The organism is Pedobacter sp. WC2501, assembly GCF_052682415.1.
The window spans coordinates 5,610,434-5,634,907 of the sequence record NZ_JBQZFI010000001.1 but is presented as its reverse complement, the minus strand read 5'-3'; the positions used below and the strand labels follow the sequence as shown (position 1 = coordinate 5,634,907).

Annotated in this window: 20 protein-coding genes and 1 tRNA gene; 7 read left to right on the top strand and 14 right to left on the bottom strand. The window is 37.5% G+C overall.

Features of this window, described 5'->3' with window-relative positions:
- Nucleotides 1–183: 183 nt before the first annotated feature.
- Nucleotides 184–1,461, bottom strand: a complete 1,278-nt coding sequence (locus ACUN24_RS23520; RefSeq protein WP_445564729.1) for a type IX secretion system plug protein — start codon at nt 1,459–1,461, stop codon at nt 184–186.
- Between ACUN24_RS23520 and ACUN24_RS23515 the strand changes: the two genes are divergently transcribed.
- Nucleotides 1,460–1,768: a hypothetical protein gene (locus ACUN24_RS23515; protein ID WP_445564728.1), complete on the top strand. Its 309-nt coding sequence runs from the start codon at nt 1,460–1,462 to the stop codon at nt 1,766–1,768. The genes ACUN24_RS23520 and ACUN24_RS23515 overlap by 2 nt on opposite strands.
- Nucleotides 1,769–2,305: 537 nt before the next feature.
- On the opposite strand, the gene ACUN24_RS23510 is transcribed toward ACUN24_RS23515, so the two are convergent.
- Entirely contained in the window at nt 2,306–4,213 is a 1,908-nt protein-coding gene (locus ACUN24_RS23510; RefSeq protein ID WP_445564727.1) for an ABC-F family ATP-binding cassette domain-containing protein, read from the bottom strand.
- A 165-nt stretch (nt 4,214–4,378) separates the two neighbouring features.
- Between ACUN24_RS23510 and ACUN24_RS23505 the strand changes: the two genes are divergently transcribed.
- The 3 genes from ACUN24_RS23505 (at nt 4,379) to ACUN24_RS23495 (ending at nt 6,673) form a co-directional block, all read left to right on the top strand.
- Nucleotides 4,379–4,789: an Rrf2 family transcriptional regulator gene (locus ACUN24_RS23505; RefSeq protein WP_132400714.1), complete on the top strand. Its 411-nt coding sequence runs from the start codon at nt 4,379–4,381 to the stop codon at nt 4,787–4,789.
- A gap of 72 nt (nt 4,790–4,861) precedes the next feature.
- Entirely contained in the window at nt 4,862–5,512 is a 651-nt protein-coding gene (locus ACUN24_RS23500) for an NAD(P)-dependent oxidoreductase (protein ID WP_445564726.1), read from the top strand.
- 129 nt (nt 5,513–5,641) lie between these two features.
- Complete coding sequence (locus ACUN24_RS23495) at nt 5,642–6,673, top strand: quinone-dependent dihydroorotate dehydrogenase (protein ID WP_445564725.1); 1,032 nt, start codon at nt 5,642–5,644, stop codon at nt 6,671–6,673.
- Between the two features lie 118 nt (nt 6,674–6,791).
- Here the strand turns inward: ACUN24_RS23495 and ACUN24_RS23490 are convergent, their stop codons facing one another.
- The 6 genes from ACUN24_RS23490 to ACUN24_RS23465 form a co-directional block, all read right to left on the bottom strand.
- Nucleotides 6,792–7,718, bottom strand: coding sequence for an alpha/beta fold hydrolase (locus ACUN24_RS23490; protein WP_445564724.1), 927 nt, complete (start codon nt 7,716–7,718; stop codon nt 6,792–6,794).
- A gap of 21 nt (nt 7,719–7,739) precedes the next feature.
- On the bottom strand, nt 7,740–8,198 hold the full coding sequence (locus tag ACUN24_RS23485) for a GNAT family N-acetyltransferase (RefSeq protein ID WP_445564723.1): 459 nt from the start codon (nt 8,196–8,198) through the stop codon (nt 7,740–7,742).
- A 198-nt stretch (nt 8,199–8,396) separates the two neighbouring features.
- The gene (locus ACUN24_RS23480) at nt 8,397–9,266 is read right to left on the bottom strand and encodes a hypothetical protein (protein ID WP_445564722.1); all 870 of its coding nucleotides are present in this window, start codon (nt 9,264–9,266) and stop codon (nt 8,397–8,399) included.
- Between the two features lie 102 nt (nt 9,267–9,368).
- A complete protein-coding gene (locus ACUN24_RS23475) occupies nt 9,369–9,539 on the bottom strand; it encodes a spore protein (RefSeq protein ID WP_132400726.1) in 171 nt (56 codons plus the stop codon).
- 34 nt (nt 9,540–9,573) lie between these two features.
- Nucleotides 9,574–9,647, bottom strand: a tRNA-Cys gene (locus ACUN24_RS23470).
- A gap of 59 nt (nt 9,648–9,706) precedes the next feature.
- Entirely contained in the window at nt 9,707–10,453 is a 747-nt protein-coding gene (locus ACUN24_RS23465; protein ID WP_445564721.1) for a TrmH family RNA methyltransferase, read from the bottom strand.
- Between ACUN24_RS23465 and tamL the strand changes: the two genes are divergently transcribed.
- The gene (gene tamL / locus ACUN24_RS23460; protein WP_445564720.1) at nt 10,444–12,867 is read left to right on the top strand and encodes a translocation and assembly module lipoprotein TamL; all 2,424 of its coding nucleotides are present in this window, start codon (nt 10,444–10,446) and stop codon (nt 12,865–12,867) included. The genes ACUN24_RS23465 and tamL overlap by 10 nt on opposite strands.
- Here tamL and ACUN24_RS23455 read toward each other — a convergent pair whose 3' ends face one another.
- From ACUN24_RS23455 to ACUN24_RS23430, 6 genes are all read right to left on the bottom strand, one after another.
- The gene (locus ACUN24_RS23455; protein WP_445564719.1) at nt 12,868–13,437 is read right to left on the bottom strand and encodes a 2'-5' RNA ligase family protein; all 570 of its coding nucleotides are present in this window, start codon (nt 13,435–13,437) and stop codon (nt 12,868–12,870) included. It abuts the gene before it with no gap.
- Between the two features lie 1,416 nt (nt 13,438–14,853).
- Nucleotides 14,854–15,384, bottom strand: a complete 531-nt coding sequence (locus ACUN24_RS23450; RefSeq protein ID WP_445564718.1) for a hypothetical protein — start codon at nt 15,382–15,384, stop codon at nt 14,854–14,856.
- Complete coding sequence (locus ACUN24_RS23445; RefSeq protein WP_445564717.1) at nt 15,381–17,645, bottom strand: patatin-like phospholipase family protein; 2,265 nt, start codon at nt 17,643–17,645, stop codon at nt 15,381–15,383. Before ACUN24_RS23445 ends, ACUN24_RS23450 begins: the two co-directional genes overlap by 4 nt.
- Before the next feature lie 82 nt (nt 17,646–17,727).
- Entirely contained in the window at nt 17,728–18,201 is a 474-nt protein-coding gene (locus ACUN24_RS23440) for a TspO/MBR family protein (protein ID WP_445564716.1), read from the bottom strand.
- Nucleotides 18,202–18,520: 319 nt separating this feature from the next.
- A complete protein-coding gene (locus ACUN24_RS23435) occupies nt 18,521–19,141 on the bottom strand; it encodes a hypothetical protein (protein ID WP_445564715.1) in 621 nt (206 codons plus the stop codon).
- 464 nt (nt 19,142–19,605) lie between these two features.
- Nucleotides 19,606–20,460: an alpha/beta fold hydrolase gene (locus ACUN24_RS23430; RefSeq protein WP_445564714.1), complete on the bottom strand. Its 855-nt coding sequence runs from the start codon at nt 20,458–20,460 to the stop codon at nt 19,606–19,608.
- Nucleotides 20,461–20,765: 305 nt separating this feature from the next.
- On the opposite strand from ACUN24_RS23430, the gene ACUN24_RS23425 reads away from it, so the two are divergent.
- Both ACUN24_RS23425 and ACUN24_RS23420 read left to right on the top strand, forming a co-directional pair.
- Nucleotides 20,766–22,844 carry a hypothetical protein gene (locus ACUN24_RS23425; RefSeq protein WP_445564713.1) on the top strand — a complete coding sequence of 693 codons (2,079 nt, stop codon included), beginning with the start codon at nt 20,766–20,768 and terminating at the stop codon, nt 22,842–22,844.
- A gap of 255 nt (nt 22,845–23,099) precedes the next feature.
- A complete protein-coding gene (locus ACUN24_RS23420; protein ID WP_445564712.1) occupies nt 23,100–24,473 on the top strand; it encodes a rhamnogalacturonan acetylesterase in 1,374 nt (457 codons plus the stop codon).
- Nucleotide 24,474: the final 1 nt, after the last annotated feature.

Genomic DNA, 24,474 nt, shown 5'->3' with positions numbered 1-24,474 from the left:
TGATCTTAGCTAATCGTGGTCAGCATCTTTCCTGTTAAACCGCCTTGCTATAAAGACCCTGAAACAAGTTCAGGGTGACGACCGTTCATGTAAGGCGCCAAATAACCCAAACTAAAGCACAAATATGAGGTCATTTAAGCTTATATTTCCTTGCATTTTGACACATCATCATTGCAAGCTGACTTACCTTCTGTCTGCAACTTTATTGCTTAGATTGGTATAACCAACAAGGGTATCCCAACGCGCACCCGGGCGGCGGTAATAAACGAAAATCTGGTAACTGTTTTCGGTCTGGAAAAATGCACCCTCGAAAGGTTTGGTTTCCATTAGTTTGGTGTCTTTATTATACCAGGCATACTCATAATCGTATAGGCCCTGTTTAAGTATAACGTTACCATAAAACTGTTTCCTATTGGCATCATAGAGCAGTTTATTTTCATTGCTCATGGTAAAATTGTTAAACCGGCCAACAACATAAGCATCGCCGTTAGGGCTGGGTGCCGGGGCATTTAAAGTAAATAAAACACTCATATACTCTGCTTCTGTTTTATCGTCGCGCCCGTCGGTATTGCGGATAAAAAAGTTTCCGTTCTCGTCGTACTGGTTGGCAAACGCACCTACAGTTCTGGATGCATCCTGGAAAAGTATAACATTTACGGATTGATTATCGCGATAAATATCCTTCACATTATCTGCCTTGTAACGCAAACTCCTCGTATCAAATTTCCTGAATTCGTTGTCTCCCCAAAAATCATTCGTATTGAGGTCATTATAAACCAATTGGTTTGGCCGTACAAAGGCTGGTTTGGTATTAACCTGAATGGTATTCGCATTAAAATTCTGCATCACCACCGCTTTTATATCCTGATAGGGGTTAGGGATGGGGAAAGTATGGTTAATGGTGAAGTTGATTTTTTGTTTGTAGTTCCTGTTTTCTACCTGCATGGAATTGTTTACTTCTGCTGCTACAGCTACCTGACTATCGAGTATGTAGAAGCGCTGCGAAATAACCGGTTTGTTTTTGTCGCCATCTAAATAGACTTTTAATACATAATTGCCACCGATTTTGGGTTGGAGTTGAGTATTGGGTAAGCTGACTTCGTAGTGTGTATATTTTCGTGTGGTGTTAGAAGAATAGCGATAATTGATGATGCGGTCGTCATTAAAACTCCCCAGATAATCGATGCTCGAAATTTTAGAAGTTTCCCATTCTGCGGTACAATGTTCGATGGTGTACCAGTAATTTTGGGTGCCTGCCAGCAGGTCATCAAAAGAAAAAGTAATTGTTTCTGACGAATTGAGCATAATAACAGGTAAACTTTGCTCTTTATTGCTGTTATAGCAAAGTACAGTTTTAATATTTGGAAGATAAATTTTATTCTCGTTGGTAAACGTTTTGTCGTTTTGCGCAAAGGCCAGGGTAGAGATGAAAAATAAAACCGGAATTAATATTTTCTGCATGGCTAAAAGTAAAGTTTTATTGGGAAGTGACAAAATTGGGTTAGCGTTTGGTTGGCAAGGATTAGCCGTGGTGTTAGATATTACTATCAGCATCTTTCCAGCTACTAAAAGGCATTTTTTTCATAAAACATTAATTATGAAAACATTGTTTTTCCGCTCTATGCCGCGGTGGCATGGTACTTTGGAGCGCCAAAGTACCCAAAGCGCTTTGTCAATCCAACAATGGGCCTTTTACACAACCCTACGCGCATCAAAAAAACAGTGGCACTTCGTTTTGTGTTCAATATTCCTTAAAGCTTTAAATTAGCGTCTATGAACACAAAACCACTGCGTTTTAGGTTTGGCAATGCGATTTGTTCTTTCCTGCAACTGTTTTTTTGATTTCTCAGGCCCTTGGGATTGACGGCGTTCTTCGGTAAAACCTGTAATTTATTAAAGCAAGCTAGCAAAACGTATAAAAAATCCAAATCAAAAGATGTTTCTACATGAAAAGACCGTAGTGGAGGGATCTATCTAAGAAGGAAATAATTACGAATTATACAGTGGTTTTTTCTTTTCACAGCAACCTTGAATATGCTGTCATGCTGAGGCACGAAGCATCTGCAACCTATGAAACAGATGCTTCGTGCCTCAGTATGACATAACTTGAAACATTAATCTCCGTGTTTCTGAGCTTCCGTGGCAACAAAAAAAGCCACAGAATTTCTGTGGCCTTAATATGCTTTTCTCGTGGTGTCGGATATTACTATCTGACACTGATCTTAATTTGCATTCAAATTCTATTTTTTGGATTTTCTAAGGATCACTTAACAATCAGATGGTAAGATCTGACTGCACATTAAAACTAACCCTCCAGCTCCATAATCTCAGCAGCCAGTGTTTCCCATTTACTTTGGCTGTTATCTAAATCTTGTTTAGTTGCTAAATAACGTTTGTTGGCTTCTGCTAATTTATCGGCTTTGGCGTAAACATTTTCATCCGCCAGTTCTGCTTCAATGTTTTTAACGTTCTGCTCCAGTTCGGTAATCAGTTTCTCTGTTTTTTGCAGCTCGTCATTCAGCTTTTTCAACTGGTTCGCCGTATTGGGAGTAATTGGTTTTGGTTCTTCTTTTGGTTTTTCTGGCATTTTAACCGGAATAGGTTTCGCAACAGGAATTACCCTTTTGCTATTCCACTCTTCATATTCGGCATAAGTACCAGGGTATTGTTTAATTTTTCCGCCTTCTATAAACCAGATTTTGTTGGCCACATTATCTAAGAAATACCTATCGTGAGATACGGCAATAAAAGTACCTTCAAATTGGTCCAGTGCCTGAATCAGGATATTTACCGATTGGATATCCAGGTGATTGGTCGGCTCATCCAGAATCAGGAAGTTAGAATCTGTTGTTAAAGATTTAGCAAGAGCCACACGCGATTTTTCTCCTCCGGAAAGCACTTTGATCTTTTTGAAAACATCATCACCGGTAAAAAGAAAACAACCTAAAATACTCCGTAATTCGGTATCGCTATGTTTTGGGGCAAATGCCTGTAATTCTTCTAAAATTGAATTTTCTAAATGCAGCGACTCCAATTGGTGCTGTGCAAAGAAAGTGGTGGTAACATTATGCCCTGTTTCGCAGAAACCTTCAAATTTTTCAGTTCCGGCAATCATTCTCAATAAAGTAGATTTACCCTTACCGTTTGCACCAATCAAGGCAATTTTATCGCCTTTTTCAATTACACCTTCAGCATCATCCAAAATGTGCACATTTGGATAGCTCTTGTTGGCATGCTCTATCCGCACCACGTGCCTGCCTGATGGTTTAGAAAATTTGAAAGCAAAATTTACGGTTGGGTTATCATCATCAACATCATCAATACGCTCCATCTTGTCTAAAGCTTTCATCCGCGATTGAGCCATTTTAGCCTTGCTCGCCTTCGCTTTAAAACGCTCAATTAAACGTTCTTCCTGTTTAATTTTGGCCTGTTGATTTTTAAATTCACCCTTTTGGATTTCTCCACGTAAGGCTTTTTCTTCCACATAGAAGCTATAGTTACCTGCATATACAGTTAACTTGCCCTTACGTGATTCGACCGTACGGTTTACAATTTTATCTAAGAAATACCTATCGTGAGATACAATTACAATGGCACCTTCAAAACCCATTAAATAGTTTTCCAGCCATTTAATAGAAGGTAAATCCATGTGGTTGGTAGGCTCATCCAGTAATAAGATATCAGGGGTTTGCAATAATATTTTGGCCAGCATTACCCGCATACGCCACCCTCCGGAGAAGGTATTTAACGGACGTAACTGATCTGCAGTACTAAAACCCAGACCAGCCAGGATTTCGTTAGCTCTATATTCGATGTTATAGCCATCTAAAGCTTCAAACTCCTGCTGTTTATCACTTAATTTAAATAAAACCTCTTCGCTATAATCAGTTTCGATTTTTTTAAGTAGTTCTTCAATTTCATCATGCAACTGGTTTTGGCGCTCAAAAGCTTCCATGGCCACGTGCAAAATGCTATGGTGCGAATCATAAGAAAGTAAATCCTGGTTTAAGTAGCCAATTTTCAGGTCTTTCGACATGGAAACAGTACCTGAACTCGGTGCGTATTCGCCTACAATTATTTTTAAAAGTGTTGATTTTCCTGTTCCATTGGCGCCAATCAAACCGGCTCTATCGCCAGGTTTTATGTGCCAGTTCGCGTCATCGTACAAGGCTCTTGAGCCAATCAGGAAAGTTAAATTATTTATTGAAATCATTTCGGCTGCAAAAGTACGAAATTTAAAGGCTTTTTTCAGGTGGAAAGTCAAATAGGAAAAACTGTCTCCTGAGCGTAGTGACCAAGCGTTATTAGAAATTGTAAAATAAATTTTGATTCTGATAAAACCTTCTTACTTTTGTTCTGTAATAAAAATAGTTACAGAATGAGCAATAGCCGGTTTCCAATCTCCCTACACATTTTAACCTTATTAAATGAGGCGAAAGGTGCTGTTGTGAGTTCAGAGTACCTGGCCGGAAGTATCAATATTAATCCTGTTTTGGTCCGCAAGGAAATTATGAATTTACGCAAACATGGTTTTGTTGAAAGTAAAGAAGGTAAGGGAGGAGGTTCATTTCTGGCTAAAAGCGCCAAAGATATTAATCTGGGTGAAGTGTACCAATCGGTTAGAAGCAGCAATGTGTTGGGGCAACATAAAAATGAACCGAATCCTAAATGTCCGATCGGTAGACAGATCAATCAACATTTAGATTCCCTGTATAGCAATGCAGAGAATGCGCTAATCGCTAATTTATCAAAACAGACATTGGCAGATTTTGCCTCGGCGTTTGAATAATTTTTTTTTGGATATAACTGTAATAAAAAACATTACAATTTTATAATAATAAGTTAATTAAAATTAAATAATATGAAAGTAGCATTAATTGGGGCCTCCGGATTTGTAGGCAAAGCCATTTTGAACGAATTAGTAAGTCGTGGAAATGAAGTGATCGCCATTGCACGCGATACCGCCAAAATTGAAAGTACCGATGATCTTGTGACTAAAACTGCTGTTGATGTTTTAGAAACCGAAAAATTAGCGGCAGCTTTAAAAGGAGCGGATGCGGTGGTAAGTGCTTTTAACGCAGGCTGGACCAATCCAAATTTATATAACGATACAGTAGAGGGCGCAAATGCCATTCAGGCTGCTGTAAAAGCATCGGGCGTTAAACGTTACATTTTTATTGGTGGAGCGGGTACTTTGCAGATTGATGGTCACCAAATCGTAGACGGACCAAACTTCCCTGCCGAATACAAGCCAGGTGCAACAGCAGTAAGAGATTATTTTAATACGCTAAAGCAAGAGAAAGAATTAGATTGGTTGTTTTTTAGTCCGGCTATTGAGATGCACCAGGGTATCACTACTGGCCGTACCGGAAAATACCGTTTGGGTAAAACAAGCCCTGTTTTTAATGAAGAAGGCCGTTCTATTTTATCGGTAGAAGATTTGGCGATAGTTATTGCGGATGAATTGGAAAATAATACACATCACCAGGAGCAGTTTACAGCAGCATACTAGAATGATTGAAAAGGAAAATGGATGAGGAGTTTAATTGGTCATTGGTTCATTAGTTTACTGGTAACTGAGAATTGGTAACTGAAAACTGTCCCATTTTCCTTTTTCCCATTAAGTTCTTATCTTCGTGCCATGTATCGCCTTATTAAACCAATATTCTTCAAATTTGACCCTGAAAATGTACATTATTTTGTAGTGAAGCGGTTAAAGTGGTTTAATGATAAATTTCCACTGGGTAAAACCATTATCCGTAGCAGCTTTGATGTACACATTAAAGGTTTAGAGCGTGAGGTTTTTGGAATAAAATTCCGAAATCCTGTTGGCCTGGCTGCCGGATTTGATAAAAATGGTGAATATGTGGAACCACTTAGTAATATAGGATTCGGATTTATTGAAGTGGGTACGGTAACACCAATGCCTCAGCCAGGAAATGATAAACCCCGTATGTTCCGTTTACCTAACGATGAAGCCTTAATTAACCGGATGGGCTTTAATAATAAGGGAGTGGATGTAATGGCCGAGCGTTTGCGCTTGCTGAAAGATAAACATCCTGATATTGTAGTGGGTGGAAATATCGGTAAAAACAAGGCTACACCAAATGAAGATGCAGTAAGCGACTATATTAAATGTTTCGACCGTCTTTTTGATGTGGTAGACTATTTTGTAGTAAATGTAAGTTCGCCAAATACGCCTGGTTTACGCGAACTGCAGGAAAAAGAGCCCCTGAAAAAAATTCTGAATACCTTACAACAGCGCAACCGTAAAAACGATATTTCACGTCCGATTCTGTTAAAAATTGCGCCTGACTTAACTGATGCGCAATTAGACGATATTATAGAGATTGTAGCAGAAACGAAGATTGCAGGTATTATCGCGACCAATACCACCATCAGCAGGGAAAACCTGGCCACAGAGCAGCAATTAAAAGCTGAAACCGGCGGATTGAGTGGGAAACCAGTTAAAGAACGCTCTACTGAAGTCATTCGTTATCTTTCAGAAAAATCAAACAAAGCTTTCCCGATTATTGGGGTAGGTGGGATCCATTCCGCAGAAGATGCAAAAGAGAAGCTGGATGCCGGAGCATCTTTAATTCAATTGTATACTGGTTTTATATATGAGGGGCCAGGGTTAATTAAATCGATTTGCAAAGCCCTGGTAAAGTAAGGGGGGCAATTTGGATATAGCCTATTGATGCAGGATAATCTCTCTTAATTCCGGATTTTTCTGCGGCTAATGTGCGTTTAGATGCATTAGATATTTCAGATTAGCAATGTGTTATTACTTATTTTATCCACTTTGTTAAGGTTTCTATAAAAATTTTTTGCTGGTCTACAAATGGGTAATGAGAACAATTTTCGATAATCGAAAAGTTTTTTTCACTTACTATCGACTTCATATCGATAAGTTGTTTTACTGAAAATATTTTATCTTCCCCTCCATAAATAGCATACAAACTGACCAGGTTTTTTAATTTTTTTAAAATAGGTTTTGTGTCAATATTATTTCTGCTTTCATTTTCATAAAAAAGTATTGGCGCTTTATCATTTCTGATGTTAACCTTATTGAAATTTCCAAGTTCATAAGCAGTCCAGAGTTTTTTAGATTCTGCTGTTGGATGCGGCATCTTAAAATAGTTGCATTTGCTCGCAATTTCATAACATTGTTTTCTGTATTCGGCCGAATTTTTATCCAGGTTTTCAATTCCTAAGATTTTAGAGACCATCAAGCTGTCATGTTTTTCTTCATATATTTTTTTGGTTGTTCTTAAAATGTGATCGTAGGTTTCCTGTTGAGAAAATAATGCACCTGCAAGAGTTAATGATATTACTTTTTCAGGATGTTGTTCCGCATAGAGTGTACCCACTAAGCCGCCGAAACTATGTGCAATAATATTTACTTTTTTGATTTTATAGAATTTTAAAAGTCCGTTTAAATCGTCAATTGCTTCCTTGAAGGTAAATTTTGCCGCTGTGTCAATTGAACGCCCTTCACCACGACGATCGTATACGATTACATAAAACCCCTTACTTGCCAATACTTGAGCTGTTGTTCCTTCAAAAAGTGTCGAATTTCCTCTTGGTCCTCCGTGAATAAAAATTACTGGAGGGTTGGTGTTTGCACCATAAGCTTTTGAATATAAGGTATTTCTTTGAGCATGTATTTCAAGCGATGCAATAGTGAAAAATAATATTGTGAATAGTTGTTTCATTTTGAAGTAAAGAGAAAGAAGTTATTTTTTATATAAGACACAAGTTTTAAGTCTGTCATTATTAATTAATAGGGGGTGTTCAAATTCACATAGTTTTGTCAGGCCAATTTTTGCCATGATGTATTCTGATTTTTTGTTGCATTTTGGAGCAACTGAATACACGTTTTGAATATTTAAAACATTCAAAGCATAATCAAGGCATTTTCTTGCTCCTTCCGTAGCAAAACCTTTATTCCATTCACTACTTTTTATTCTCCAACCTATATCAATACAAGGTGTAAATTCAGCGTTGTAATTTTGTTCTGATAGCCCGATGAAACCTATAAATTCTTTATTTTCTAATTTTTCTACGGCGAAATAGCAAAATCCTTTTTCTTCAAATTGTTTTAGCATTCTGTTAATAAATTCAATGGTTTGTTCTTTTGATGGCATACCCGGGAAAAACTCCATTACTTCTTTATCAGTATTTATCCCGTGCATCGGGTTAATCAAGTGAGTTCCAGTTTCTGAATCCTAATCGCTCCGATGTGAAAATGTAATTATTTGTGAGGCTCATTTCTTACAATAAACTAGTTATGATGATAAACTGAAATTAAAAAAGAGAAATTATTAAAGGAAAAATCAAGGCATAAAAAAAGCATCCTTTGATCAGAAAGATGCTCCGAGATTAACAATATATTATCTTTTTAATTTTAATCTTTCCTCAAGAGACTTTATCTTTTGGTCCTGGGCTTTCACCCTTTTGTTAAGGTTAATGATATAAAGTGTCATTTCTTCTGTTTTTTGTAATAGTTTTAGCTGAAATTCTTTCATTTCTAATCCATTGGAGATCATATCTTTTTCAGAAGCAATTTCGGGAAGATGCTGTTTAGTCGTAACAAATTTTTCAAGATCATCGAGTTGCATTAATTTGTAATCTTTACTGAAAACAAAATCGCAGCCCTGATTTATACAGACTTTTACTTCTTTTGCGCGAATGGTTCCATCTACATCCAATTTTACAGTTGGGTTAGCAATACCAATGCCTACATTTCCATCGCCGCGTATAATAAAAGGAATAAAATTGCCTGCCCCAATATCCCTAACTTTAAAAAACGAACTTCTCAAGGCGTTTTCGCTGGTGCCAAAAGATTGTATATCAATATTTAGTCCGTTAATTAGCTCTGCAGAGCCAGGAATATTTAAAAACATTTTTGAGCAGTTAATTGCTTTTGCATTAAAATCAACTTCCGTGTTGTTTAGATTTCCTGAATGCCAAATCCTGTTCCAGCCTTTCCAAGAATAACCCCATCTGCCGAAATAAAGTTCGTTCGTTGAAATCGGATTGGTAATACTTACATAATTATTTGCGTCGTAGCCAAAATTCAATCCCTGGTAGAACGTAGTTCCAAGTGTATTATTTGCTGGAGTAACTGATCGCCATTGGCCATTAATAGTTGAGAACGAATTTAGATTAGTTTCTACGTTATCTTTAGAATATTGAGCTTTTGTTGATAACGAGCTGATTAAAATAATAATGAAAACTGATAAGCGTTTTTTAGTGTTCATGTTTTAAAATAGTTTATTTGAATGTGAAAAAATATAAAGCATAAAAAAAAGCATCCTTTGATCAGAAGGATACTTTAAATCTTTAAGAAGAATTTCTAAAAACTATTTAGTCAAAGTAGCTAAAACAGCATTGTTTTTAGCTAATTGATCGCTTTTAGGTTGTGCAGAGCGGCTTCCTAACTCGATGTTAGTTGCTCTCTTTAAAAATGCAACCTCTTGGTGAGCTGTATTTTTATTTCTTCTGTCTTTTCTTTTTAATCTGGTAACTGCCATGGTAATAACCTTTTAATTATTTTATTTGTACAAATGGAGGTCGAGAGCGGATTCGAACCGCTGTAGAAGGTTTTGCAGACCTCTGCCTAGCCACTCGGCCACTCGACCCTTAAATTCAAGGCTGCAAAAATAGCAATTATTAGTTAGCCTGCAAATAATATCTTAATTTAATTTCGAACTCTCACTAACTCAGCGCAAAAGATTGCGGCACTTACGGCTACATTTAAAGATTCTGCCTCCCCAATTTTTGGAATGGTAACCGGTTTATTTATTTTTTTGATCACTTCTGCCGATATTCCCTTTCCTTCATTACCTAAAATCACCAATCCTTCAGCTCCCCATTGCGTTTTGTAAATCGATTCGCCATCTAATAATGCTCCGAAAACAGGAATGGTATTCTTCTCTAACAATGCTGGTAAATCTGCTTCATAAACATTTATCCGTGCCAAAGAGCCCATGGTAGCCTGTACCGTTTTTGGGTTAAATACTTCTACACAGTCGACAGAACAAATTATGTTTTTAAAACCAAACCAATCTGCCGTACGTATAATGGTGCCCATATTACCCGGATCCTGAACACCATCTAAAACTAAAGTAAACTGATTTTTTAGCTCTTTTAGCTCTAATTCTTTGTTTTTGGGGATATGAACAAGCGCTAAAAAGCCTTGTGGCGTTTGCAGCGTACTAATCTTGTCTAATTCGGCGTTCTTTACTTCAAATAAGTTTATATTTGCGGGTAATTTGGGTAACAAATTGTATTGTTCGCTGTTGTAAAATATAGTGTGGATCTGGTAGCTTGATTGGAAAAATTCTTTTATGGATTTTATACCTTCAACAATAAACAAACCATGTTCTTTACGATATTTTTTTTGATGTAACGATTTTATAAAACTAATCTGTGATTTTGAAAGCATACCAAAACTCAATAAATATTAAACTGAAAAGCACTGCAATATTACTATTTATTATTGTTTTAATTCAGGCCTGCTCATCAACTAAATACATTGCCGACTATCAATCGATAGTGAAAAAGGTAACTATAGACAGTGTTGATGCTAAGTTTGAAGAACAGGCTTATAACTATGTTCAGAAAGATATCAGGCCGGCTTCTAAGCTGAGTATTCAGGTGCCATTATATAACCTGTTTAATACTAAAGATGGTCGGTATAAAACCAGTGATATTAAGCCGTTTGGTACGCCTCCAGCCATTTTAGATAGCACGCTGGTCGAAATTTCCAGAACACAGATCCAGAAATTTTTAAAAAGTAAGGGCTATCGCCAGGCCGAAGTTACTTCTGCTATAAAGATTGCAGATAAAAAGGCCGAAATTGTATTCAGCGCAAAACCCGGGCCTGCTTATCTTATTGATAAACTTTCCGATTCAATACCAAATACAAATATTAAAAACCTTTACGAATCGAATAAGGCTAAAATAACCCATTTACACAAGGGAATGCAGTACGATGAAGACTCTTTAACGTACGAAAGGGAACAGATTTACCGCATCATGAAAGAAAATGGGTATTTTTATTTCTTAAGGCCCTATGTTAATTTCGACGTTTATGGTGCAGAGCCTACTTCTAAAACCAATAAAATTGATCTGAACCTGAATGTAGCCAACCCTAACGATGGCGAACATAAGCAGTTCAATATTGGATTTACCCACATGATTATTGCACCTAACCCTGATGGTTTTCCTGATTCTGTGCGTTATAAGCTTAGCAAAGACACGGTTAACGGCATTATATTCACCGATTTTTCCAAACGCTACCGCAGAAACCCAATTGTGAGGTATGATTTTCTGAAGCAAGGCGACCTTTACGATATCAGGAATGAAAACCTCACTTACGATCGATTATATGAACTCAATATCTTTAAAAATGTAAAAATCGATTATTTCAGGAGAGACAGTACCTCAAATAAAGTAAATGCTGTAATCCAGCTTATTCCACAAAAGGTGATGACTAACCGTGTGGAAGGTGAGGTGCCGTTTAATGGAGGTACAGTAGGGTTTACTCTTGGAAATACCTATACCAATAATAACATTTTCAGAGGAGCAGAACGATTTGAACTTCAGGTAAAAGGTGGTTTGCAATCAAGAATTGGCAACGGCGCTAAACCCTTTAGTGATATTTATCAGCGCGATTTTTCAATCAGTGCTAGTATTTCGGTGCCCAGATTGATGATTCCTTTCTACAACCCGGTTTTAGGTGGTAATGGAATGCCACACACCACTTTTGCAAGCAGTTATATTTATGCTTTACAGAAAGATGTATCAGTAAGAAGAATTTTTATCAATTCGATCACTTACGATTGGTTTGAAACCAAATCTAAGTTACACTCTTTTACCCCACTGAATTTCGAATACCGCTTTGGTAATTTAGCCCCTAATGTTGATCCTCAAACCAAATTGAATAACCTGTACTACTCAACATTGTTAGGGCGTAAAGATTTAACCCTGGGGATGAAATATACCTATACCTTAAATGCAAATAAGCTAAATGAATACCGGTCTTTTGTTTATTTAAGGGCAGGGATGGATATTGCGGGTAATCTGTTGCAGGGCATATCCAAATTAAGCGGCAATAAAAATGATCCTGCAAACAACGATCCTGCGAAAATACTGGGCTTGCCATTTAACCAATATATGCGCCCGGAGGTTGACCTCAGGTGGTACAAACACTTGGGTGGGGAGCGGCAGTTTGTGGCCCGTTTAAACGCAGGTGTAGCTTATGCTTATGGAAATTCGTTGTTAACAGGTATTCCATTCGAAAAGCAGTTTTTTGCTGGTGGATCGAGCGGAATAAGGGCCTGGCAGGCAAGAACCATTGGGCCTGGTAACTACGATAGAGGTCTTTTAAGAAGTGATACGCTAAGAAGGGCATTTTTTGGGCTTGATCAGCTTGGAACCATGCGGATTGAGACCAATTTTGAATACCGTTTTACCGTGGCCAAGAAGTTTCTTGGTGCAACATTAAAAGGCGCAGCTTTTGTTGATATTGGTAACGTATGGAACCTACGTAAAGGCGAATCAATTCTCGTTTCAACGCCAACACTTGATGAACAAACCGTATTTAGATTAAGTAAATTTGCACAGCAGCTGGCTGTTGGAACAGGTGTAGGATTGAGATACGATGTGCAATATTTTGTGTTTAGGTTTGATGTGGGCTTAAAACTTAAAGATCCCCAGTTCTCGGGTTCAGATCAATGGGTGATCAGTAAGTTTTTATCCGGAGCGAGAGATTTTAAAGATACTTATAATGCTAAACATGGGCCTGATACCTATCGTTTTATACAATACAATTTTGGTATAGGTATGCCGTTTTAATTAACCAAAAAGACTTAAAGCTTTGGGTTTTGTATCGGGATCTTTAAAAGAGAATTCTTTAAAGGGCTGCCACCTTCTATCTATATGCTTGTAAACAGAAAAGGATGAAACCAGGAATTCCCGTTTAAATTTACGGTCTTTAAATTCAGCAGAAATCTGTTTGAAAACGGGTGGTTTTACATCTCTGAAAGCCAATGTTAAATGTGGATTGAATTTTTCTTTTTTTTCAATCAATTTTAAAGGTTGCAGGACTTTGGTTAGCTGTTTTTCCAAGAGCATTAATCCTTCATTTTGTTCAACATCGAGATAAAAGGTATGTTCAGGAAATGAATTGAAATTTCGGAGTACCTGTGTAAAGGGTTGATGGAAGGAAGCATCTGTTAAAGCTTTGAAAAAACTTTTTTCCGTATGGTAATCCGACAATTTTACCGGAGGGTATAAGGTAATATGTGCCGGACGTTTTAATGATTCGTGCACATTAAATTTGTCTGAAATGTAGGTTCTGATCTCGTTAATGTCTTCTACAATAGAAATGGGAGGGACTAAACACACTAAAAATAGATTTTCCATAAATCAAATTTACTAAAAAAATTAGTAATCAAAAATAATTATAGTGATTGTTGTTGTCTGTCGAGACTAGGGTTTTTGTAAAGCAATTTCAGAAGCTTTTAGCTTACAGCAGTCCCGCTCCCGCTTCTGCCGATGAAAAATCGGCATCCCGCTTCGATCGGGTTTAGGAGGCTTAAAATGTGCTACTATTGGGGGTAAAATAAACCAGTCCGACAGCGTTATCCCGATTTAGGTGATATATTTATTAGTGTTTAAATTATCGGGATTAAGCAAAGGGCGGGACTAGTGGAACCGAAGCGCCACAGGCCTTGCTTTTCTAAAAAATAGAAATTGCATTAGATCTTTTGTGATAAACAATGAAGTTAATCGTTAAAAACGATTTGTTATTTTCACACTCGTTAGAAACGAGCGTGAGCATCAATGAAAGACCTATGTTCAATAACCCGGCCGATAGCGTTATCCCGATTTAGATGATATATTTATTAGTGTTTAAATTATCGGGATTAAGCAAAGGGCGGGACTAGTGGAACCGAAGCACCACAGGCCTTGCTTTCTAAAAATAGAAATTGCATTAAACCTTTCGTGCTAAACAATAAAGTTAATCGTTAAAAACGATTTGTTATTTTCACACTCGTTAGAAACGAGCGTGAGCATCAATGAAAGACTTATGTTCAATAAACCCGACCGACAGTGTTATCCCGATTTAGGTGATATTTTTATTATCGTTTAAATTTATCGGGATTAAGCAAAGGGCGGGACTGGCGGAACCGAAGCACCGCAGGCCTTGCTTTTCTAAAAAATAGAAATTCATTAGATCTTTTGTGATAAACAATGAAGTTAATCGTTAAAAACGATTTGTTATTTTCACACTCGTTAGAAACGAGCGTGAGCATGAAATTCCAATCGAACCAGAAAGATCCTGAAATAAATTACCTTCGGTGAGCTCGCTAAGGCTCGGTTCAGGGATGACGACCGTTTATACAATTTGTTTTCCGTGGTCTGTGTCCTCACAGATCACTATAGCTGAAGGTTCACAGGAATGAAGGACTTATGTTCAATAAACCCGACCGACAGTGTTATCCCGATTTAGGTGATATTTTTATCATCGTTTAAATTTATCGGGATTAAGCAAAGGGCGGGACTGGCGGAACCGAAGCACCGCAGGCTTTGCTTTTCTAAAAATAGAAATTGCATTAAACCTTTCGTGCTAAACAATAAAGTTAATCGTTAAAAACGATTTGTTATTTTCACACTCGTTGGAAACGAGTGTGAGCATGAATTCCAATTGAACCAGAAAGATCCTGAAATAAATTACCTTCGGTGAGCTCGCTAAGGCTCGGTTCAGGGATGACGATCGTTTATGCAATTGTTCTCTCTCACTGCCGTGGTTTGTGTCCTCACAGATCACTTTAGCGGTCAGACGAGGTTCTTCAACCCGTCAAAAATACTTTCGAAGAAGGTAGAAAGGTTTAGTCCGTTACTGTGGTTAAAATATACAAATACCAAAAATACAATCACCACAAATATGATGAGTTTACGGAAGGCGAATGCAATGATAATGAGTGCTATGGGAATGATAAACAGCCACAAACTATTAATGGCGTAAGGACTTAAATCGGTATCTTTTTTATACACGTATACCAGTTTGCTGTGTGTACCGGTATCGTTCTGGTGTTTGATGTAAACGAATGTAGATTTATCTATTGGCAGTGGCAGAACGGCAATACCATCGTTAAATTTTAAAATCTGGGTGAAACCGCTCACGTTGAAGGTGTAGGTTCCGTTTATATTCTCGTTGGGGTTATTCAACGAATCGGCTGCAATAATGGCTAGTTTGTTATTTTTAAGTAGGTTTTCTTTTACCAGAAAATTGTTGATTGCTGCATTTTGGGCAAAGCCGGAAAAGCCGATTAAACACAGGGATAATAAGACTAAGATTCGTTTCATTCGATAGAACGTTTATTGTAAATTAAATAACCGATATGCAATAATACACCATTTCTTTTAACTGCATCATTATATAAATTATAACTTAAGCTTACGGGGCCAAGTGGAGAATGATAAACTAAACCTGCAGTGGCCGCATAGCGTAATTTTGTAATCGCTTTTGCGTAATCTACATCCTGGAAATTGTTCAGCTCAAACTCTTTATGTGGCAAAAATAAGTATCCTTCCAATCTAAAATCGAGATTTTTTTTAACATTATAAATGTTTTTTATTCCACCGGCGGCATAAGTGCTGGCCCTAAACTTATCCAGAAATAGCGAGCGGCTATCTTGCAGCGGGTAAAAGGCCGGAGCGGTTAAAAGTGTTGCGTAATAGTTGCTAAATAAGGGTTGATTTGAAATAACACCTTCAACAATATAACCCAAAGTATATTTTTTAAGGTGAAAAAAATAGTTTTCCTGGCTGAGCTTAATGCTTCCCCAATGGTGCAGCTGGCTACTCCCGGGAATTTTTACAAAACCCGCGGTATTGCGGAAAATATTACCAGGATCGTAATTTTCGCGACCAGTGGTATAATTAAAACTTAAAGAAAAACTCTGTCCGTTTGTGGCATATTGTTTCCGGTTGAGTGAATTTTTTTCGAGGTTTAACGAACCTCTAAATCCATTAAAAACGGTTTCATCCAACACATCTCCAACACCAAAGGTATTGTTGGGACTGTAATGATCACTGTTATTGATAAAGGTAGAGTGAAGGACAATTTTCGTATTGTAATTTAAAGGCATGCCCACCATCAGATCAATCTTCCGGTCTGATTGTTCGATATAAATAGGATGTGGGTTCTCGATAAATATCTGGCTGGTATTATAGAAATTCCAGTGATTGTAGGTTAACTCGCCAGCGAGAAACAAGGGCAACTTAGTTGGGTAATCTACCCGGCCGTTTACCTGCACCGATTCGTAAAAACGACCGGAGTAAAAGCTGGTTCCGAAAGTGTACGATTTTCGGTTGAGGTAATTGTACTGGGCACCCAAAAAAACATTGCTGATTGGCCTTGTGGAGATATTGCCACCTAATTCGAGTTTAAAGCTCTTCTTCGGTTGTGCAACCACCTCAAAGGTATAACTGTCTGTTGCAGCCTGATAAGAAATTTTAGGATATACCGTTTCGAAAGTCTGGTCGGCAACCAGTTTGTAATAGCCCCTTCTGATATCCTTTAGATCAAAAGTGGTTTTGTCACTTTTAAATAGCCTTTCTACATATTTTTTTTGTTGTGCATTAACCCCTGATACAATAACGTTGCTAAATTTTAACTCAGGTTTTCTTGCATTAAATTTTTCTCTTCTTTTTGCCAGTTCTTCATCGCTTACTCTTTTGCTGATTAATGCTTTAATTCTTGGCATATCGGCTATGGTTGCATCATATCCTTTTTTGATCAACTCTTCTACAGGGGCAAAATTTGTTGTGCTATAAGTAGCTAAATCGGGTTGGATGTATACACCATTTTTACCGATCATGGTAGAGTCTGATTTAGATAAAAACATGTAAACCAGAAAGCGGTTCATTAAACGATCGTCGATGTTTTTAGGGTACTCGTTATAAGTTTTAGAAGAAACATTGGCACCAATTACATAATTAGGCTTGAAATCTCTTTCCATTACATCGGCAGGGAAATTATTATAGAGTCCGCCGTCAAAAACATATTTTCCGTCTAGTTTAATTGGCCGGTAGATAATAGGTACTGTCATGGTTGCCCTTACCGCTTCTGCTAAACTTCCCTTGCTTACCGTTATGCTTTTTTGCGAAAGCACATCTGCTACCATACAGCGATAGGGAACAAAAAGATTGTCGAAATTGTCTTTTGATACCGCAGAAGCCTGAGAGAAAAGCTCAAGAAAAGCAAAATTTAATGGAATATCATTAATCAGGTTAGAGCGGAAACTAAAATGAAAACCGGTATCAATAGCCACTTTTGCAGTTAGCATGGAGGCATTGGGTGCATTTTTCTGAAAATAATAAGTATAGTCGCTCGTGTAACGGCCATTTACCCAATTCTGGAAGTCGTTGCTCAACGCAATTTTTTCTATCTCAGCAGGGCTATAACCTGCAGCATACATGGCACCAACAATGCCGCCCATCGATGTGCCGGTAATGTAATCAATAGGGATGTGGTTTTCTTCTAAAGCCTTTAACGTGCCAATGTGCGCCAATCCTTTCGCACCGCCTCCGCTAAACACAAGTCCTACCTTTTGCGCCTGCAATTGGTTACAGCACAGAACGAAGAGGATCAGCAAAAATCTTTTAAAAGTTACCACTCTCTAAAAATAGGGTTTTCTTTTAAAATTAGTTCAACATGAAAATGTTATAAGTTAAAATTGTGGCAAAACTTACCCAAATAAAATATGGGATAAAAATCAGTCCTGCCCATTTGTTTATTTTATAGAACATAACTGCATTGATCACAATGAAAATCAACAGTAAAATAATTTCAGCCAGCGCAAAGCCAACTTCGTGCAGGTAAAAGAAAATGAACGACCAGCCTAAATTTAAAATTAACTGGATAAGGTAAATGGCAACTGTTCGTGGAAAATGAACAATTTTGTCGCGCTTTATCCATACCAGATAGGCTGCAATACCAATAAGTATATACAACATTGTCCAAACAGGGCGAAAAAGCCAATCTGGGGGATTAAAAGAAGGTTTTTTTAATGTTGGATACCAGGTTTTGACAGATTGAAGTGTCGCCCATGCACCTAAAGCACCTATACCCAACGTGATGGCAATATTGATGACAAAAGCTACCGGTTTAAATTTCATGCTATAAATTTGAGTTTAAACAATGGTAAATCCTAAATGTTTTATCACCGGCCAATGCCCGGCACTACTGGCAAGCTTTCAGTGTTGTCATTTCCGATACTTTGCACTGCAAATAAGTAATTGTCTTTACTATTATGGTAAAAAAAATTAGGAGTGAGTGTATTTTTTTCATCTGTCGGTTTCGGAAATGATGCTTTATTTAAAACGAATATATTGAATGATTTCTTGAATACGTGCCGTTTAAATTTAATCTCTTGTAATATTTTGGGCATAAAAAAGCCCTTTGAACAAATCAAAGGGCCTGAATTTAATTTTAATATTACTTTGCTGCAGTTAATGCAGGTTCTTGTATTCGGTTCCAGTTGCCAAAAGCTTTTTTTGCTGAAGCTTTGGCAGTATTTAATTCCACATCACCTGCAATGGTTAAAAACGTTTTTTCCGGAGATATCTGGCTATAAAAACTTTTTACATCAGCTAAAGTTAATGCATTGATCGAATTTTCATTTACCGGTTGATCGTAATCATAATCTTTTGCTTTTAAGCTGGTTATCAATTTAGATTTTGCAATATTGAAAGTTTTTTGATCGATTGTGGCATTCCGGATCAAAGAAGCCATTTCAGTTAAATCTTTTGCAAGATCGGTACTAGCGGTAGCCAGTTTGCCGCTGTTATCTTTAAAACTGATGTTCGCATTTTTGCCCACGTTTTCATTTAATACGGCATTTAGTAATTCAACTACGCCATCTTTTTTATTATCGAAGGCTTTAGCATCTAAGGTGAAGCTGGAATAAGCCTTTGGCGACCTGTTGTTTTCAGAAATAATAATGTTCATGCCATTTTTAAGTTTATAGCCGAGAGGCTCCTTAAAGGTTTGTGCTTCAGTTGTATAAACTGAGAAGATGGCAAAGGCCGAAATTGCAATTGTTTTAATTCTGTTCATTTTATTTTTTATGGATAATAGGATACATTTATTGAATAATGTCTATTTTATATAAGTCTGACTAGTTCCTGGGTATTATTTAAGGTAAATAAAGACAAGAAATCAGTGACGAATGGGCTTATATACGTGAAGAAAATTGGATCGGATTTCTGCAAATGTATATTTATTCATTTTGTTCATCACTTTTAAATATTCCTGATAGCTATATACCGTTTTATTTGTGACTTTAGTCTGGTAATGCCCGCTTATCCTATTTATTACTCATGTGGCAAAGGGAAACTTCTTAGAATTACAGCCAAAGAAATTGACTGGATAATAATATTTGGCGGTCAATAATTTATAAAATACTGAACGTATTGCAAATAATTGCTTATCACCATTGATTTAATGGTTGAGGGCTCACCTAAATTTACACCTGCTATCTATTGAGGATGGTGGATAAGCTATATGAGTATAGTATTTAACTAATTATGTGTTAGATTTTCTGGCGTATGTAACTGATCTGATGCTGATTTTGAACTGATATCTTCTATAAAGTTCTTTATTTCCCTTATCGTTTCTTCTGGTTCGCTAATATGCGGAAAGTGACCAGTGGCTTTCATCACAACCAAAAAATTGTCTGGCGTATTTTTATGAATAAATTCTCCAGCGGATAATGGAGATATGATATCGTTAGTACCTTGCAAGGTAAGACTTGGTACTTCTAGGTCTTTCAATTTGTCTCTGTAATCTGCTTTAAAGGTAGCCATTGCAAATGCCAGGGCAACACTAGGGTTTGTAGCTTCAAAACACTCCTGTAAAAAATCAGATAATTCGGGTCTGGAAGGGCAGTCCATCGCCACTGGTGCCAATTGTTTGCTCCAGGCTACATAATCATATGCTATGTGTTCAAAAATGGTTTCAGTATCTTCAACATTAAATCCACCTATATAATCACCATCATTTAAATATCTTGGCGAAGGGCCAATAAAAACTAGTTTTTTAAATGCTTTTGGCATCTGTAATGCGGCAATCATGCCAATCATACTGCTAACCGAGTGTCCAACAAATATAATGTTCTTCAGATTAAGTGATTCTATGATTTCAATTACATCACAGGCATATCCTTCAAGAGTAGCATATTTCCGTTGCTCGTATTGGCCTAGGTCTGAATCACCCGATCCTACATAATCAAATAGGATTACTTTATAGTCTTTCAGAAAAGCATCTGTAATAAATTTCCAGGAACTTTGCGCACAGCCGAAACCGTGGGCAAATACAATAACCTGGCTACCTTCACCAAGGATTTTCACATTATTTCTAAGCAGTACAGGATGCACAATGTTTGAGTTTAAAATTTATGATCAAATTAAACAATGTAACGGTTTTTTTATAAGAAAATAGAAAATGAACAAAACGAGCTGTTGTAATCTGTGAACAGGCAGTTGACTTCCATTTTAATGTTCTTAATTTATTAAAGTTCAAATGTTTGTTGGTTTTTATTATACGAAGTTTAGGGGCTTAAGGTTTTAGAAATGGGGAATTAAAATATTTATGATAATTTGAACTTCATTGTTAAATTATATATTTCGTTCATAATCATTATCTTGCATGTTTCTGCTAACCAAAAAAACTAATATCCTTGATGAAAAAGTCACTTCCGTTTTTTATTATTATTTGTGTATTCTTTCTAGATGCATCTGCTCAGGTTAATTTAAAGGGTGTTAAACCTAATGGAGCAATTGTTTCCGCCAGACAAAAGGAACTGGTGGTTAGCTGGCCGGTTGGCAATAGTGCCATTGGTAAAATGGTTCTTGATCTGGAAAATGGGAGACCACTGTTCAGCAGTTTGCAGATGGGTAAACCAGGCGCCTTAAAAGAAGTAGCTGCTCATCTCGATCCTGCATTTGTGCTGAGAATAGGTAAACGAACTTTAAGTCCAAACAGTGGAGGCTGGGATGTTTTTTTCGATCGTGTTCCAACCAAGCCATACACCACAAATGTTGTAAAGTTTGCTAAGGGAGCTACCAGTGTTTTTACAAAGGGCGCGCAAACTATAGTGAGAATAAATGGCGTGCAATGCGAAACATTTAGTGGTGCTTTAGAAATAACATGCTATAATGGAAGCCCATTATTTAATGTAGCAGCTGTAGTAACTACTCCAAAAGATTCAACTGCTATTTTGTACGATGCCGGATTGATAAGTAAAAAAGAGACCTGGTCTAATGTCGCCTGGTCTGATGTAAATGGAAATCTTCAGCGGGAAAAAGCATCCAAAGCAGATTCAGCGAAAAATTTGGAAGTAAAATACCGTACTGTTATCGGTGAAAATAAAGGTGGAAGTTTGGCTGTTTTTCCTGCCCCGCATCAATATTTTTATCCCCTGGACGAAGCTTTTAACCTTAAATTTACCTGGAAAGGGAGCAACTACATAAATCTGATTCCCGATTTTGGTATTGGCATCCGTCAGGATCCGTTAGGAGATAAACGTTATGTGCCATGGTTTAATGCACCTCCCAATACCCAACAGCGCCTTAATTTTTTCTGTTTGTTAAGCATAGGGAAAGCAGAAGCCGCTTTGACAGAAGTTAAAAAGTTTACGCATAATGATACTTATGTGCCCTTGGCAGGCTATAAAACAATGGCCAGCCATTTTCACAATGAGTTTATTTCAGATGTAGTGCTGAGTGGAAAAGCGATTCCTGAAAAACCGGAATTTGTTGACGTATTAAAAAAAACAGGTTTAAATATTGTTAAGCTTGCCGAATTTCATGGGCCGGGACATCCAAAAGGACCAGATTCGATCCGTTTAAAAGAATTAGACGCCTTGTTTAAACAAACCAAAAGGTTATCTGATGCTAATTTTTTACTGTTACCGGGAGAAGAAGCCAATAATTTTTATGGTGGACATTGGCTGGCATTTTTTCCTAAACCAATTTATTGGATAATGTCGCGAAAAAGCGATCTGCCTTTCGAAACCAATGATCCAAAGTATGGGAAAGTTTACCGAGTTAGCAGTAAGGCTGAAATGCTGAAATTACTGGAACAGGAGCAAGGCCTGGCGTGGACAGCCCATGCCCGGACTAAGGCCTCAACCGGTTATCCGGATAAATATAAGGAGGAAGACTTTTTTAAATCGGAAACCTTTATGGGGGCAGCCTGGAAGGCGATTCCCGGTGATCTATCCTTACCAACCTTAAGTAAAAGAGTATTAAACTTAATGGACGATATGGCGAATTGGGGGTTGAAAAAACATATCATTTCTGAAGCTGACATCTTTACCATAACCGGGCAAAATGAAATGTATGCACACTTAAATGTGAATTATTTACAGATGAACAAGTTACCAAACTATGCAGATGGCTGGAAGCCCGTTTTAGATGTAATGCGGGAAGGCAATTTTTTTGTTTCTACGGGAGAGGTATTGATTCCAAAGTTTAATATTAATGGAAAAGGCGCAGGGGAAACACTAAAGATTGAAAATAGTGGTAAAGCAAAGATAAATATGCAACTCAGCTGGACATTTCCCTTAAATTTTGTCGAAATTGTATCGGGTGATGGAACAAAGGTTTATCGTAACCGCATTAATTTAAACACTACCCAGGCTTTTGGGACAAAAGATTACAGTTGGGCAATTGATTTAAAAGGCCGTAAGTGGGTAAGGGTAGAGGCCTGGGACATTGCTACCAATGGTGCTTTTACACAAATGGTTTGGTTGGAATAATAGTTTTAATGGCTATAAATGTTTTCGTTTATACGTAAATCTAATTTATCAAGCTTTTATATTTAGTTCCCAGATCAACCGATAGTGTCGGTTTTTTACCTTAATGAGAAGGTGTTTTTTAAATAAAGAGGACAGGGATTTTAAATCATCCGTTCGTAATCGTTTGAAATGGAATTGTTTTTATATCTTCGTAAGATAATCGTCTTTATGACGTTTAATTAGCCAGATTTCAATTTTTATGGGGAAACGATCTGAATGGATAAAACCATGGCGCCAGATCGTGCAGCAAATCCGAACGATATGAGCATTCAAAAGTTTATTAAACCATTTGTTTTTCTTGGTTTAATAGTCAATCTGTCACAGGCGCAGGAAAAAAACAGTTACAAATTCGATTTCGGACCTGGTAAGGTTGTTAAAGGTTATACACAAATTTTACCTGATGATGCTTACAGTAAAGAAAAAGGCTTTGGTTTTGATTTTGATTCGAAAGTTGAAGGCATAAATTATGACGGGAAGAATCGTTTAACTTCAGACCTGGTAAAAAGCAATAAACCATTTTATTTTTCGGTTTCGGTGCCTGAAGGGAATTACAAAATCAAGGTAACACTTGGCGATCCGATGGCGGCAACGTTAACTACGGTAAAAGCCGAATCGAGAAGGTTGATGCTTGAAGATGTAAAAACAAAGGCAGGGCAGTCGATAACGAAAACATTTATTGTAAATGTTAAAGATAAACATATTGCGGGCGGGCAAGTGGTTTCACTAAAGCCGCGGGAACTCACCAAGCTTGATTGGGATGATAAACTGACGTTGGAGTTTGACCATCAAACTGCCTTACAAGCACTCGAAATTACGAAAGTTGAGGATCAGATTACTGTTTTCCTCGCGGGGAATTCTACAGTGGTGAACCAGGATGATGAACCCTGGGCATCGTGGGGGCAAATGATTCCGCGGTTTTTTAAACCGGGGGTTGCCATTGCCAACCATGCTGAATCGGGCTTAACACTGGGTTCGTTTTTGGGGAGCAAACGTTTAGCCAAAATTTTAAGTGTAATGAAGCCTGGCGATTACCTCTTTATCGAATTTGGACATAACGATCAAAAAGATAAAGGACCAGCCGATGGGGCATATAAATCGTATACTGAAAGATTAAAAACATTTATTTCGGAAGTGAAGAAAAAAGGTGGAATTCCGGTGGTGGTTACCTCAACCAGCAGAAGATCTTTTGGTGCAGATGGGAAAATTGTAAATTCCCTTGGCGATTTTCCGGACGCAGCACGGAAGGTCGCTGCCGAAGAGAAAGTGGCTTTGATTGATCTGAATGCTATGACATCAGTTTTGTTTAATGCATTAGGTGAAGAGCGATCAAAAAAAGCCTTTGTCCATTATCCGGCCAACAGTTATCCTGGCCAGGATAAAGCATTGGCCGATAACACGCATTTTAACCCTTATGGTGCTTATGAAATTGCACAGTGTATGATCTTAGGTATTAAAGAACAGAAATTGGGGATTGCAAAATACCTGGTAGATGATTTACCAAAATTCGATCCTGCAAAACCAGATGATCCTGCAAACTGGCACTGGCCGGAGAGCCCTAAAAGTAGTGTGGTTAAGCCAGATGGAAATTAGA

Excerpts from the sequence above, each read along its gene's own strand:
- ACUN24_RS23455 (WP_445564719.1), bottom strand. The coding sequence starts at position 13,437 with ATGGAAAATCTATTTTTAGTGTGTTTAGTCCCTCCCATTTCTATTGTA.
- ACUN24_RS23420 (WP_445564712.1), top strand. The coding sequence starts at position 23,100 with ATGGATAAAACCATGGCGCCAGATCGTGCAGCAAATCCGAACGATATG.
- ACUN24_RS23450 (WP_445564718.1), bottom strand. The coding sequence starts at position 15,384 with ATGAAACGAATCTTAGTCTTATTATCCCTGTGTTTAATCGGCTTTTCC.
- ACUN24_RS23495 (WP_445564725.1), top strand. The coding sequence starts at position 5,642 with ATGTATCGCCTTATTAAACCAATATTCTTCAAATTTGACCCTGAAAAT.
- ACUN24_RS23480 (WP_445564722.1), bottom strand. The coding sequence starts at position 9,266 with ATGAACACTAAAAAACGCTTATCAGTTTTCATTATTATTTTAATCAGC.
- ACUN24_RS23515 (WP_445564728.1), top strand. The coding sequence starts at position 1,460 with ATGGCTAAAAGTAAAGTTTTATTGGGAAGTGACAAAATTGGGTTAGCG.
- ACUN24_RS23475 (WP_132400726.1), bottom strand. The coding sequence starts at position 9,539 with ATGGCAGTTACCAGATTAAAAAGAAAAGACAGAAGAAATAAAAATACA.
- ACUN24_RS23435 (WP_445564715.1), bottom strand. The coding sequence starts at position 19,141 with ATGAACAGAATTAAAACAATTGCAATTTCGGCCTTTGCCATCTTCTCA.
- ACUN24_RS23490 (WP_445564724.1), bottom strand. The coding sequence starts at position 7,718 with ATGAAACAACTATTCACAATATTATTTTTCACTATTGCATCGCTTGAA.
- ACUN24_RS23505 (WP_132400714.1), top strand. The coding sequence starts at position 4,379 with ATGAGCAATAGCCGGTTTCCAATCTCCCTACACATTTTAACCTTATTA.
- ACUN24_RS23485 (WP_445564723.1), bottom strand. The coding sequence starts at position 8,198 with ATGCACGGGATAAATACTGATAAAGAAGTAATGGAGTTTTTCCCGGGT.
- ACUN24_RS23440 (WP_445564716.1), bottom strand. The coding sequence starts at position 18,201 with ATGAAATTTAAACCGGTAGCTTTTGTCATCAATATTGCCATCACGTTG.
- ACUN24_RS23425 (WP_445564713.1), top strand. The coding sequence starts at position 20,766 with ATGAAAAAGTCACTTCCGTTTTTTATTATTATTTGTGTATTCTTTCTA.
- ACUN24_RS23510 (WP_445564727.1), bottom strand. The coding sequence starts at position 4,213 with ATGATTTCAATAAATAATTTAACTTTCCTGATTGGCTCAAGAGCCTTG.
- ACUN24_RS23520 (WP_445564729.1), bottom strand. The coding sequence starts at position 1,461 with ATGCAGAAAATATTAATTCCGGTTTTATTTTTCATCTCTACCCTGGCC.
- ACUN24_RS23465 (WP_445564721.1), bottom strand. The coding sequence starts at position 10,453 with ATGCTTTCAAAATCACAGATTAGTTTTATAAAATCGTTACATCAAAAA.
- ACUN24_RS23500 (WP_445564726.1), top strand. The coding sequence starts at position 4,862 with ATGAAAGTAGCATTAATTGGGGCCTCCGGATTTGTAGGCAAAGCCATT.